The 13319-nt window shown below is 47.9% G+C and carries 12 protein-coding genes; 9 read left to right on the plus strand and 3 right to left on the minus strand.

The genetic code is table 11. The features are described 5' to 3' along the window. Positions 1-8 precede the first annotated feature (8 nt). The 3 genes from H6H02_RS18095 to H6H02_RS18105 all read right to left on the minus strand — a co-directional run bounded on the left by H6H02_RS18095 (position 9) and on the right by H6H02_RS18105 (position 5303). Entirely contained in the window at positions 9-2150 is a 2142-nt protein-coding gene (locus H6H02_RS18095; protein WP_190820263.1) for an EAL domain-containing protein, read from the minus strand. 149 nt (positions 2151-2299) lie between these two features. Next, positions 2300-4807 (minus strand): PAS domain S-box protein, encoded by a 2508-nt coding sequence (locus H6H02_RS18100; RefSeq protein ID WP_190820265.1) that lies wholly within the window; start codon positions 4805-4807, stop codon positions 2300-2302. A 271-nt stretch (positions 4808-5078) separates the two neighbouring features. After that, entirely contained in the window at positions 5079-5303 is a 225-nt protein-coding gene (locus H6H02_RS18105; protein WP_190820327.1) for a hypothetical protein, read from the minus strand. 406 nt (positions 5304-5709) lie between these two features. Between H6H02_RS18105 and H6H02_RS18110 the strand changes: the two genes are divergently transcribed. The 9 genes from H6H02_RS18110 to H6H02_RS18150 all read left to right on the plus strand — a co-directional run bounded on the left by H6H02_RS18110 (position 5710) and on the right by H6H02_RS18150 (position 13312). Beyond that, positions 5710-5964 (plus strand): hypothetical protein, encoded by a 255-nt coding sequence (locus tag H6H02_RS18110; protein WP_190820267.1) that lies wholly within the window; start codon positions 5710-5712, stop codon positions 5962-5964. 265 nt (positions 5965-6229) lie between these two features. Further along, positions 6230-6646, plus strand: a complete 417-nt coding sequence (locus tag H6H02_RS18115) for a DUF2267 domain-containing protein (protein ID WP_190820269.1) — start codon at positions 6230-6232, stop codon at positions 6644-6646. 92 nt (positions 6647-6738) lie between these two features. Beyond that, on the plus strand, positions 6739-7839 hold the full coding sequence (locus H6H02_RS18120; protein WP_190820271.1) for a DJ-1/PfpI/YhbO family deglycase/protease: 1101 nt from the start codon (positions 6739-6741) through the stop codon (positions 7837-7839). Between the two features lie 104 nt (positions 7840-7943). Then, on the plus strand, positions 7944-8819 hold the full coding sequence (locus tag H6H02_RS18125; protein WP_190820273.1) for an SDR family oxidoreductase: 876 nt from the start codon (positions 7944-7946) through the stop codon (positions 8817-8819). Positions 8820-8879: 60 nt separating this feature from the next. Next, entirely contained in the window at positions 8880-9596 is a 717-nt protein-coding gene (locus H6H02_RS18130) for an SRPBCC family protein (RefSeq protein WP_190820275.1), read from the plus strand. Between the two features lie 88 nt (positions 9597-9684). Continuing rightward, the gene (locus tag H6H02_RS18135; protein WP_190820277.1) at positions 9685-10089 is read left to right on the plus strand and encodes a hypothetical protein; all 405 of its coding nucleotides are present in this window, start codon (positions 9685-9687) and stop codon (positions 10087-10089) included. Between the two features lie 130 nt (positions 10090-10219). After that, on the plus strand, positions 10220-11389 hold the full coding sequence (locus H6H02_RS18140) for a zinc-dependent alcohol dehydrogenase (RefSeq protein ID WP_190820279.1): 1170 nt from the start codon (positions 10220-10222) through the stop codon (positions 11387-11389). 65 nt (positions 11390-11454) lie between these two features. Continuing rightward, complete coding sequence (locus H6H02_RS18145) at positions 11455-11895, plus strand: hypothetical protein (protein WP_190413071.1); 441 nt, start codon at positions 11455-11457, stop codon at positions 11893-11895. Between the two features lie 247 nt (positions 11896-12142). Beyond that, entirely contained in the window at positions 12143-13312 is a 1170-nt protein-coding gene (locus H6H02_RS18150) for a zinc-dependent alcohol dehydrogenase (RefSeq protein ID WP_190413072.1), read from the plus strand. Positions 13313-13319: the final 7 nt, after the last annotated feature.

A 13319-nucleotide genomic window follows, 5' to 3' on the forward strand; every position in this document is an offset into this window, starting at 1 on the left:
CCTTGACCTCAGATGGCGCTGAGATTGTAGCACGACAATGCGGCGATTAAGGTTTCAGCTCCCATGCTATCGACTGGCTTAGAAAACAAATATCCTTGCCCAGATTCGCATCCCATCGTCCGGAGTTGTTGCATCTGTTGAGCCGTTTCGATGCCCTCCGCGGTGACATCCATTCCCAAATTATTCGCCAGGGTCACAATCGCCCGGACAATCGATAAACTTTCGCCACCGATACCCATCCGGCTAATAAAAGAACGGTCAATCTTCAAAGTATTGATCGGAAAATGAAATAACCGGCTTAAAGAAGAATAGCCGGTACCGAAGTCATCAATCGATAGCTCAATGCCAAGGACTCTCAAATATTCCAGCATCGCGATCGCATCTTCATTGTCTGCGATCGCGCTTTCGGTAATCTCTAACTTTAAACTGTAGGGATCGCACTCTGTATTCCGCAAAATCTGGTCAATCTTTTCAATTAAATCAGGTTGCAAAAACTGCCTGCCAGACAAATTGACGCTCATTTTCAGTCCCCGTTGGTTCGGAAATGCCGACTGCCAGTGTTGCAACTGACTGCAAGCCTCTCGCAGCACCCACTCACCTATCGGCAGGATCAGCCCCGTTTCTTCCGCCACGGGGATAAACTGCTCTGGGGAAACTAAACCGCGTGTGGGATGCTGCCAGCGCACCAACGCCTCGAAGCCAGAAATTTGACCCGTTGCCAGCGATACAATCGGCTGATAGTGCAGCCGTAACTCTTGGCGTTCCAGAACGTGTCGCAGATCCGTCTCCATCTGCAATCGGGCAACTGCTTGGTGGTGCATGGTCTTGTTAAACACCGCATACCGCGCCCTCCCCAGCGTCTTTGCTCGATACATGGCAATGTCGGCATCGCGCAGGATGTCTTCTGCCTGGTCATAGCCCAGCATACTCAAAGCAATGCCAATACTGACGGTGCTGAATACTTCTTGCCCCTCGATCTGCAATGGTTTTCGCAGTTCCCTTTGCAATCGATTGGCAATCCGAGTGACTTGGCTTAGGTCTGGTAAATCTGCTAGCACGATGGCAAACTCGTCTCCACTTAACCGCGCTACGGTATCTTCTGGGCGCACCGCTGCCTGGAGAATTTTAGCGATCGCTACCAGCAATTGATCTCCAGCGACGTGTCCCAGGCTATCGTTAATCACCTTAAATCGATCGACATCCAAAAACAGGACGGCAAATAAATAGTCCTGGCATTGATTCGCCCGTTCCAGGGTTTGTCGCAACCGCTCCATAAAAAAAGCTCGGTTGGGCAAACCTGTCAAAGCATCGTGATAAGCTGCATGGAATAATTGCGTCTCGACTTGCTTGCGCTGGCTAATATCCCGTTGAATTGCTAGGTAATGGGTAATCTCATCTTGTTCATTTTTGATGGGTTCGATGTGCCACTCGTTGTAAAACTCCGTGCCATCTTTGCGATAGTTAATCGCTTCGCCATAAAATACTTTCCCCTCGGACAGAGTTTGCCGCAGTCGGTCGAGAAGCCTCCGATCGGTTTTTGGTCCTTGCAAAATCCTCGGTGATTTACCGATGACTTCCTCTGGGATGTAGCCAGTCATTCTCGTAAACGCGCGATTGACAAAGACGATTTCTGGACCGGGAAACATTAAGTGAGTGGAAGTAATTGCGATCGCATCTTCCGCAAATTCAACCGCTGCCGCCAGTTGTCGTAACCTTTCGTCGGTTTTTTGCCGTTCCGTAATGTCAATCGCCACACCCACTAAACCAACCACTTCACCTGTTTCATTTTTCAAGGGGGTCGTGCGGTTTTCGTACACTAGATTGCCTAGAGAGGTAATCCAGGTCGCCTCTTTTCCTGCCAAAACGTTGCGAATATTGGCTAAGATGTCAGGCTGGTCTTTGTAAAGGTCAAAGATCGACTGCCCGATTGCCTCACCGGCTTTCAATCCGAGAGCCTCTAGCCCCTTGCCTTCAGAAAGCGTAAAAATCCCATTGCGATCCAGGGCATACAAGATAATCGGTGCATTTCCAACGCTGGCGCGTAGCAGCTGTTCATTACCTAATCCCAATGAACTGAGGCAATGTTGTGGCGATACACTCATACTCAAACAGCCGCCCTTCTTAGCGTTATCAATCCGTTCACATCGCATCGTCCCGATCCTCTGGGATTGGGAGATAGGTTTCTGCTTGATAAGTTCCATATTTTTTCACTAGAATTTTTCTAATATTTATTTACTATTTCTTAATATTTCCGGCTTGGGATCATCTGCTACCGAATCAGTGCATCCCTAGCCATTCATTACGCAACTTGAGAGGGAGCCATCGGGAGGGGTGTTGCAGATTCGGAACACTGCTGTAGCGGAATTTCTAAAATAAACTCTGTCCCTTGTCCGGGCGTTGACAGACACTTCAATTGACCTCCATGACGCTCCACGACCACTTGGTAGCTAATAGACAACCCCAACCCAGTCCCTTCTCCTACAGGTTTGGTCGTAAAAAAGGGGTCAAAGATGCGTTTTTGGACGGATTCAGGAATGCCGCCACCATTATCTGCAATCCGGATGACCACTTGATTTTTGTTGTTAAGGGTCGTGCAAATCCGAATCGTCGGTAAGGGGGAAGGGGTGATGGGGAATGAGCGATCGCAACTTTCTTCTCCATGACTCATCACCCATGAAGCCTGAACGGTTTCCCGTTCCAGAGCATCAATGGCGTTGCTCAGGAGATTCATAAAGACCTGATTGATCTGCCCAGCGTAGCACTCGACCTGGGGTAAGTCGCCGTATTGTTTGACAATCAAAATGCCTGGTTTTCCTCCCTGCGGCTTCAATCGATGCTGCAAGATCAACAGGGTACTGTCGATGCCTTCATGCAAATCCACCGGCTTTTTCTGGCTCTCATCATGACGGGAGAAATTCCGCAAGCTCAGGACAATTTGGCGAATGCGTTCCGCCCCCATTTGCATAGAATCCAGTAGTCTTGGGAAATCTTCAACCAGAAACTCCCAATCCATTGCCTCGGCTTCTGTTTGAATTTCTGCTGCTGGCTGAGGATAGTGCTGCTGGTAGAGGTTTAACAAATGCAGCAAATCTTGGGCATACTGCAAAGCCGGGGTCAAATTCCCATAAATGAAGGAGACAGGGTTATTAATTTCATGAGCAACACCCGCCACTAACTGCCCCAAACTAGACATTTTTTCGCTTTGGATCAACTGGGTTTGGGTTTTCCGCAGCCGATGCAGAGCTTGTTTAAGTTTGGTCGTTTTTTTCCTTAATTGTGCTTCTGATTTTTGTAATGCTTCCTCAGCTTGCTTGCGTTCGACCAGTTCGGCTTCCAGTTGCTCAAATAGCGTCGATTGCTGAATTGCGATCGCTAGCTGCACACTAAGCTGTTTGAGCAATTCCACTTCCGATGCCTGCCATTGCCTGGTTCCGGTGCAGTTTTGGGCAACGAGCAGCCCCCATAATTGAGGGTTGGATGAGGAGTAAGGGTTGGATGAGGAGTGAGGAGTGGATGAGGGAACAGGGCTGGTTGAGGTGTGAGGGCTGAGGAAGAGTCCTTTCACTTCCGTCTTGTTTTGCACAATGGGGACGACCAGACTGGCTTTTACCTGAAACTGTGCTAGCCAATCAATCTGACACTGACTGAGATTTGCTGTGTCGATATTCTCAATTGCTTGAATCTCACCTTGTTGGTAGAGAGAAAGGTGATTTTCCCCAAAACATCGGCTGTGAATCTGGGTTCCCAAACTCTCCGCCCAACCTGTGCCCACTGATTCTACAGCCCCAACACCACACCCATCTGAATGCAAGCGGTAGATCGTTACTCGGTCGGTGTTGAGAAATTGCCGGACTTGCGATACAGCCGTTTTCAGGACTTCTTCCAGGTTCAGAGACTGGCGGATGCGCTGATTCATCGTTCTGAGCAGGCGTTCTCCGGTCGCTTGCTGCCACAACGCTGTTTCTACCTGCTTGCGACCTGTAATATCCATCACCGTCCCAGCCACTCTTGTCGGTGTATGGGTTTGGTCGCAAAATAGGGTGCCTGTAACGGCAACCCAGCGAACGGCACCATCCGGGCAAAGCAGACGATGTTCGATGCTAAAGAGACGACCTGCCAGGTCTTCTGTCCGGGATGCTTCCACAATCTGCGCGATCGCTTCCGTCACGCGATCGCATTCCTCCGGATGAATACACTTTAAATAAGCTTCATAAGTGCTACCAAAGGAACCGGGTGGGAAACCCAATAAAGATTCCGCATTTGCCGACCAGGTTAGCTGACCCGTCTGCTTCTCCCACTCCCAAACGCCCATACTGGCAGCATTCAGGGCAAGTCCCAGCCTGGTTTCGCTTTGTTGTAACGCTGCTTGTGGCTGTTGTTCAGCGAGCTTGCGCTTGGTAATATCTGTCTGAAAGACGAGAAACTGAGTCAGTTTCCCACTTGCATCCCATACCGGAGCAATAATTAGCTCGTTCCAAAAAGGCGTGCCATCTTTGCGATAATTCTTTAAGGCTACCCGGCACTCTTGCGCTACGTGCAAGGCGTGGCGAATTTGCTCAATCGCATCCTGGTCAGTATCGACACCTTGCAAAAAGCAGCAGTCGCGCCCGATGACTTCGGCTGAAGTATAGCCCGTTATCTTCTCAAAAGCGGGATTGCAATAGACGATAGAAGGCTTGGTGGAACTAGCATCCAGAATGACAAGACCACCAGGCATGGTTGCTAGGACGCGATCGCATAACCCTCCTGCTTCTGGGTGCTGATTGAGGGTGTGGAACTTGCCTAACGTGCCTTGCTGGCTTGCCATTGCAGCTCTTAGAAGTAAGTAGTAACGAAAGATTAAGACTCTATTTCTTACGCTACACGAATCTTAACTTCTATTTACTATACCTAAAGACCTATGCCTTCGGTGTGATGCCTTATACCGAATCTGGCGCTATTTTAATTGGGTTTCTAGCTGAGGGAATTGGAAGAAATTAATCTCTACGCACCAATAATCCTCAGAAGCCATCGGGTCTAATTTCTAACGACGGTCATCGCGTTGCTCTAAAATCTCGTTTGTCCTGAGAAATATGCGATCATCCATTTCCAATCGGACAACTTTTTCTAGCTCTTCTGTTAGGTTCTGATTCTGTTAGGTTCTGCTCCACAGTAGCAGCAGTTCCAACCACCGCTTTATCACCCACTGCATCTGCCTCCAAGCGGCATCCACATTCCCGCCAGTCAATATTAACAGTCAATACAGAGCTAGTCGCATTATTCGATTGCCCGATTTCATCCCGAAGGCGGCGATGTACCTCCACATTGAATCCGGGTTCTGGGCAGTCAATCTTGGTTCGCGGTCTCTTGAGCTTCTGTATCGGGTAGCTCAGTCATCGACCACGCCTTAATTCATCTCACTATCTAGGCAATATATGTCAACTGATTCATATCTAAATCCTCAAATAGGAGGAAAAGGGGTGCGCTGATCGAAGTAAATAACGACTTGCTACTCGCAATTTAAACTTGTCCACACCCCGCAAAAATTTACGGTGATTAAAATTCAGCATAGCGATTTAGTAGTAAGTAGACCTATGACTTTGGAGCGAATTAACAGCAAAGATATATATCACCTAGGAGCGAAGCAGACCGCTAGAGGGAATACATAGGCTTAAAGTCAAGACCTAGGCTCTATCACTGAGTTATTAGGGAAAGCAAAAGGAGGGAAAAATGACCCATCACGACCATGATGATGAGCGCATCACGGGAACCGCAGACGAACACTACAACCTGATTAGCGTGCTATACCATGCTCTAGAGGGTGCTAGTACCTACGAAATTTATACTCAGGATGCTGAGGAAGCTGGTGATGATGAACTCGTAGAGTTCTTCCAGCAACTAGAAGAAGAAGAGGCTCAACGCGCCGAACGAGCGAAAGAATTGCTTGCCAAGCGGATTTCTCCGCAGGGGGCGGTTGCTAGATAGCGATCGCGAAAGCTATCTCAGACTTATCCCCTTTAAATTTTTGAAAGGATTCTTGGTTGAAGCCGCCACGAATCCTCAGGTTTGCATGATTAAAAAGCGTGCAGATTAAAAATCTTGTGTCTGTGCAAATACGGTGCAATTACGGCGCGAACTTCAGAAGTAGAAATCGGAAGAAATCGGATTTTTGCTAGAAATATTCAGCGCTTCGACGAGTCATTAAGGAAGCGAAGCGTGAAAATTGGCAAGAAGATTTAAGAGGTCAAAAGTGAAATACGACCAGTTCATTAAACAGGTTCAAAGCGTTGCCCAACTGAGCCACCGTCAAGAAGCAGAACGTGCTACTCGTGCCACGCTGGAAATACTGAAAGAACGCATCGTTGGAGACGAGGCAAAAGACCTAGCTTCACAACTGCCAGCCGAACTAAAAGAGTGTCTGCACGGGCGAGAGGGCGAAAACGGTCAGTTTTTCTCGTTGCAAGAGTTTTACCAGCGCGTCAGCGAAAAAGAGGGAATCGATCCTCGCGATGCTGCAACTCATGTTCGAGCGGTGTTCGCGGTGCTGCAAAAAGCTGTAACACCCGGTGAGTTTGCAGATGTCCGCGCTAATTTTTCGGACGATGACGCAGAGCTATTTTTTGCCGGAACTTTATTGAGTGAAGTTCCTAGTTCGCCATCATCTTAAAAGTAAAACTTAATTCAAAATGAGTTTTACTTTTTTCTAGCGATCGCTCAAAAATTTTCCCAGTTAAAAATTTTCATAAAACAGGAGATTCCATGACACAGCAAAATAATAACGGCAGCAAAAAGCGCGTTGCCATCTTGATCGAAAATGGGGTAGAAGATTCTGAATTTCAAGTCCCGTATAAAGCCTTACAGATGGCGGGAATGGAGGTCGTTGTCCTCGGTTCTCGGATGAACGAGAACTATGTGGGTAAACAAGGCAAATTGTCCCAGAAACCCGATGGCACCACTACAGAAGCCGTGGCTCTTGATTTCGATGCGGTTATCATCCCCGGCGGCATGGCTCCCGACGTGATGCGGACAAACCCCAACACCGTCAATTTTGTAAAAGATGCCTTTGAGCATGGAAAATTGGTGGCTGCCGTTTGCCACGGGCCACAAGTTCTGATTGAAGCCGATTTGCTTAGAGGTAAGCAAGCGACTGGCTTCTTCTCTATCCGCACAGACATCATCAATGCTGGTGCCCACTATGTGGATGAGCCGGTCGTGGTCGATGGCAACCTGATTACCTCGCGTCAACCGGGTGATTTGGCAATTTTCACCACTGCAATTCTCAGCCGTCTCGGTTACGGTGGCAAAGAAGCCGCTTTACCGAATGAAAGCGATATCACGGCTGAATGGTGGAAACTGGCGGATGCTTGGGGCGGTTCCACCAAGGGCGACATTGCCAAAGGTTTGAATACGGCGCTGACAGGCGAACGCTATTCGCAAGAAGCGTTTGAGCAGTATGCCGAGAAAAGTACAGATGCAGAATTGACTTCGATTCTGCAAGACATGATCAAAAATAAGCAGCATCACATTCAAATGCTGGAAGAACGGCTGAATGCTCTGGGAGAAAAACCCTCGATTCCGGCGCAAGCGGCTGATAAATACGCCAAATTTAAAGCTTCTCTGCAAGGCAGTGATGACACCGATCTGTTGCGTCGCACAATGGGCGATTTGCAAACCGGCGTTGTCGATGTTAACAACTTGCGGATGAAATTTACCGATCCGGTTACTACTGCCGTTCTCACCGCGATTGAAGTGGATTTGTCGAAGTACGAACAGTGTTTGGCGGCATTCTATAAATCCCGGATGGCAGGTCAAGAAGTGAAGCCTGCGAAGCCGACGACTGGCGTTTCCGTCAAGATGTAAGTTTTGAGTGCCAAGTAAGGTGGGCATCGCTCACCTTACTCCTTTATTTGCTAATCGCGAATTCAACACTCAAAACGTTTATCAAGGAGATGTCCGGAATGAGCATGAGTAGAAAACTGGAAGGCAAAGTTGCCATTATCACGGGTGCGGGGACTGGAATCGGCGAAGCGATCGCGCATAAATTTGCCAAAGAAGGTGCCAAAGTCGTTGTGAATGGACTCCCTAGCGATCCGCTGGATGAAGTCGCACAAGCAATTCAGCACTATGGTGCAGAAGCGATCGCTTACGCGGGAGATATCTCGGAAGAATCCCACGCTCAAGCTTGTGTTAAAGCCGCCATTGACTACTACGGGCGTCTGGACATTTTGGTGAATAATGCGGGTGTGTTTTTGGTAACGGCGGAGACTCAAGACTATCCGATTGATGTTTTTGACCAGACGATCCGGATGAACATCCGTTCCGCCTTCCTGATGACCAAGTACGCTCTACCGCACCTCCAAAAAACACGCGGGAACATTGTCTCCGCTGGGTCTGAGGCTGGTTTTAACGGACTGGCGCGAAATACCCCTTACGGGGGTACCAAAGGCTGGATGCATTCCTTTATGAAAGGCGTGGCGGTTGAGCAAGCTCAATACGGAGTTCGCGCTAACTGTGTCTGTCCGGGTGCCATTGATACCGCTTGGACGCACAAAGAAACCGGGCCAATGGATGGTCAGATGGAGAAAATGCTAATTAATGCGACTCCAATGGCTCGACGCGGTACGCCAGAGGAAATGGCAAACGTCTACGCCTTTATCGCTTCAGATGAAGCAAGTTACGTTACGGGTGCATTGTGGCTGGCGGATGGTGGTGTCACCGTGGCGAAAGGAGCAATCGGTGAGCAAACACCAGAATCTTTGCGTGCTGAACCCCAAGGAGAACTGCGTTTGGATCATGCCAGAGAAGGGCTAGAACACAAACAAGTCCAAACGATTAGTTAAGCGAGTTGGAAATTAATATTATTCAGCAAATCATCAATTACCGTTTGAGGAAAACAGAAAATGACATCTAAAGATATCGTTCCCAGCGGTCAGAATGAACCCAGCAATGTTGCGGATACGGAGCGTTGGGGATCGTTACTGGGAGGCGGCGCACTCGTACTGATGGGTTTAAAGCAACGATCTCTTCGGGGAGCGTTAATGGCGATTGCGGGTGGCGGTCTGATTTATCACGGGGCGACCGCAGAAAAAGGTCTCCAAGACACTATACAAGACACCATACAGGAAAAAGCAGGGATGAACCAAAGCATCAAAGTTGAAAAGACTGTCACAATCAATAAACCAGCGGATGAACTTTATCGCTTTTGGCATAACTTTGAAAACTTGCCTAATTTCATGAAGCATCTGAAATCAGTGACTGTCGTGAACGAGCGGCGATCGCACTGGATTGCCAATGCGCCAATGGGTGCAAGTGTGGAATGGGATGCAGATATTATTAACGAGAAAGAAAACGAGTTAATCGCTTGGGCTTCAACGGAAGGAGCAGACGTTGAGAATGCAGGGTTTGTACGCTTTTCACCTGCGCCTGCGAATCGGGGTACGGAAGTAAAAGTCGTTATCGAATATAATCCACCGGGAGGTGCTGTCGGGGCTGCGATCGCTAAACTTTTTGGCGAAGAACCAGAACAGCAAGTTGGCGATGATTTACGCCGTTTCAAAATGATTATGGAAGCAGGTGAAATTGCGACAACCGAAGGTCAACCTTCTGGAAGAAGTTAAGAATTTTATTTCGTGGGATTCTTAGTTAAGAAGAGAGAAAACTGAATAATAGGTTTTTCTCAAACAAAAATAAACAATGGAGATTGAAATGAATCAAGGAATTAATCGTTTGCAAAAAATTTGTTTGCGTCTGGCTAGTGTCGTTCTAGCAGCGATCGCATTTTTAGTAATTCCAACTTTTAGCTACAGCACATCGTTCCAAGCACAAGCTCAAACCCTGGTTGCTGACAACTTAGATTTTAATAAAACCAGCAACGCTCAGATTAAAAAAGCGATTGACATGGCTGAAGACCATGTTGGGGACAGAGATGGAATCGGCAATACTGGCTTGAAGAACATCAAAAAGCTGGGAGAAAATATTCCCGAAACTGCTGATGTGATTGTCCGCCAAAGATTTGACAACGATCAACCTGGTGACGTGGGCGATCCAAGTATTGTTCAAGACAAAAATGAACAGGGAATCGCCAAGACTAAGAATCGGGCACCTAGATAATTCGGCTTTTCGCTGAATCCGGGTTGAGAAACTAAGTGACTGACTGCATTACCTGAGACAGGGATGTGAGAAACCCCGTCCTACGAATACACAAGGGCGGGGTAATTAATAAAAGGATAATACAACATCAATGAAAGCAGTATGTTGGTACGGTGCCACCGATGTGCGGGTCGAAACCGTACCCGATCCCAAAATTCTCAATCCGCGCGACGCCATTCTCAAAATTACTTCGACGGCAATTTGTGGCTCTGATTTGCACATTTATGATGGCTACATTCCGACGATGCAGCCGGGTGACATTATCGGTCACGAGTTCATGGGAGAAATCGTCGAAGTTGGAAGCAAAGTAACCAATTTGAAACCGGGCGATCGCGTTGTCGTTCCTTCCACGATCGGATGCGGTCACTGCCACTATTGCAACCACGATATGTGGTCGCTGTGCGACAATTCCAACCCGAACGCTTGGATGGAAGAAAAGCTCTTCGGTAACGTCACTTCAGCAATTTACGGCTACTCTCACTTATTCGGCGGTTATGCAGGCGCTCAAGCTGAATATGTGCGCGTTCCCTTCGCGGATGTGGGTGTCGTCAAGGTTCCCGCAGAAATTCCCGACGAGAAATTATTGTTTATCTCCGATGCCATTCCTACGGGCTTTATGGGCGCGGAGTTATGCGACATTCAGCCAGGAGATACTGTCGCCGTCTGGGGTTGCGGCGCTGTCGGACAATTCGCCATGATTAGCGCCTATATGCTGGGTGCTGAGAGAGTCATCGGCATCGACCGTTTTCCCGAACGTCTCCAAATGGCAAGGGAACACGCAAAAGCGGAAACAATTAACTACGAAGAAGTTGATGCTGGTGAAGCGCTAAAAGAAATGACCGGCGGTCGGGGTCCCGATTGCTGCATTGACGCAGTGGGATTAGAAGCTCACGGCATGGGGGTTGAAGGAGTCTACGACAAAGCGAAGCAGGCAGTCCGGCTGGAAACAGACCGTCCCCACGTCCTACGGCAAATGATGGTCGCTTGTCGCAAAGGTGGCACGCTCTCAATCATGGGCGTTTATGGCGGCTTTGTAGACAAACTGCCTTTTGGTGCTGCTTTCAACAAAGGCTTGACCTTTAGGATGGGGCAAATGCACGGGCAGAAATATATGCAGATGTTGCTGGATAAGGTTTTGAATGGCGAACTCGATCCATCCTTCGTTGTCACCCATCAGTTACCCCTAGCAGAAGCCAAGAATGGCTACGAAATGTTTAAGCACAAAGAAGATAAGTGTATCAAAGTTGTGCTGAAACCTTGAAGTCAGTAATTGGGAAGAAAGATTAACCGCTTACGAATCATCAAATAATAAACTGGAGTCTTTTCATGAATCAAGTAATTTCTTTTCTACAAAGTATTCGTCTGCGCCAGATTGCTACTGCGTTTCTGGTAAGTGCTGCATTTTTGGTGATGCAAGCTTTCGGTTACGGGACTCCTCTACAAGCCCTTGCGAATAACACGACATTGACACCAGAAACCAACGCTTACCAAGTGCCAGGGTCTAATGGTTCAATCAATGCTAGGACTGAAACGCTAAAAGACCAGACTGAAGATACAGGCAGTAGTTTATTGGATAAAATTGGGGATGCTGCTGAAAATGTCAAGGAAAAGCTGAATCTTGACGAGCCGACGCCTCCAAGTACCAAAAAGTTTTTCAATCAGATTCAAGATAAAGCTGATGATGTAGTTGGTAAGACAGTTCAAGGAACGCAGGAAGGTTTCAACGACGCGGCGAATAACCTGAGCAGCCCATCTTACTCAAAATAATCTGTAATCCAGCGTGCAAATTGTCCCCCCTTAACGAGGGGGGATAGTGGAACAACGGATAATATTTGCTTGACATTTCGCTCCTCCTAACCTCCTTAACCAGGAGAACTCGCAAAGAGAAAGATTTACATAGGGCGTATGTGTAGTTATTAGTCATTAATAAATAGTTGTTAGTGGTTGATGATGACTAATAATGAATCACAAATAACCCATAAATAATGACAAATGACTTAAGGAGAAAAGTTTAATGAAAGCTGTTTGTTGGCATGGAAACAACGATGTGCGGGTAGATAATGTACCCGATCCAAAAATTCTTAACCCGCGCGATGCCATCGTCAAAATTACGTCAACAGCGATTTGCGGCTCCGATTTGCATATTTACGATGGTTTCATCCCGACCATGCAAGCGGGCGATATCCTCGGTCATGAATTTATGGGGGAGGTGGTTGAACTTGGCAGCGCCGTCAAGAATGTAAAAATAGGCGATCGCGTCGTTGTCCCTTTCACCATCGCCTGCGGTAACTGCCTATTCTGCAACCGCGATCTGTGGTCGCTGTGCGATAACTCCAACCCGAACGGCTGGATGGCTGAACAAATGTACGGTCATTCGCCATCGGGACTTTTCGGCTACTCCCACTTGTTCGGCGGCTATGCTGGAGGTCAAGCGGAGTATGCGCGAGTACCTTTTGCCGATGTTGGTTTGTTTAAAATTCCCGATGGATTGACAGACGATCAGGTACTGTTCCTAACGGATATTTTCCCGACCGGCTACATGGCAGCCGAAAACTGTAACATCAAACCGGGCGATATCGTAGCCGTTTGGGGCTGCGGGCCTGTCGGACAGTTCGCAATCAAAAGTGCCTTCATGCTGGGTGCCCATCGCGTTATTGCCATCGACCGCATTCCCGAACGCCTACAAATGGCTAAAGAACAATGCGGGGCAGAAATTCTCAACTATGAAGAACTCGATGTCGGCGAAGCACTCAAAGAAATGACTGGCGGACGTGGGCCAGATTCTTGTCTGGATGCCGTCGGGATGGAAGCACACGGCACCGGGCCGGATGCTTTCTACGACAAAGTCAAGCAAGCCGTGCGAATGGAAACCGACCGTCCCACCGCCCTGCGGCAAGTCATTGTCGCTTGTAGCAAAGGCGGTCATGTATCACTTGCGGGTGTTTATGGGGGCTTCCTTGACAAAATTCCAATGGGCGCAGCTTTTAACAAAGGTTTGACGTTCAAAATGGGACAAACGCACGTTCACAGATACTTGAAACCGTTATTGGAACATATCCAAAATGGTGATATCGATCCATCTTTCGTAATCACTCACCGCTTGCCTTTAGAAGAGGCAAAACACGGTTACGAAATTTTCAAAAATAAAAAAGACAACTGCATCAAAGTTGTACTAAAACCATAAGGTCAAA

The organism is Coleofasciculus sp. FACHB-1120 (genome assembly GCF_014698845.1).
In the GTDB taxonomy this organism is placed as follows: domain Bacteria; phylum Cyanobacteriota; class Cyanobacteriia; order Cyanobacteriales; family FACHB-T130; genus FACHB-T130.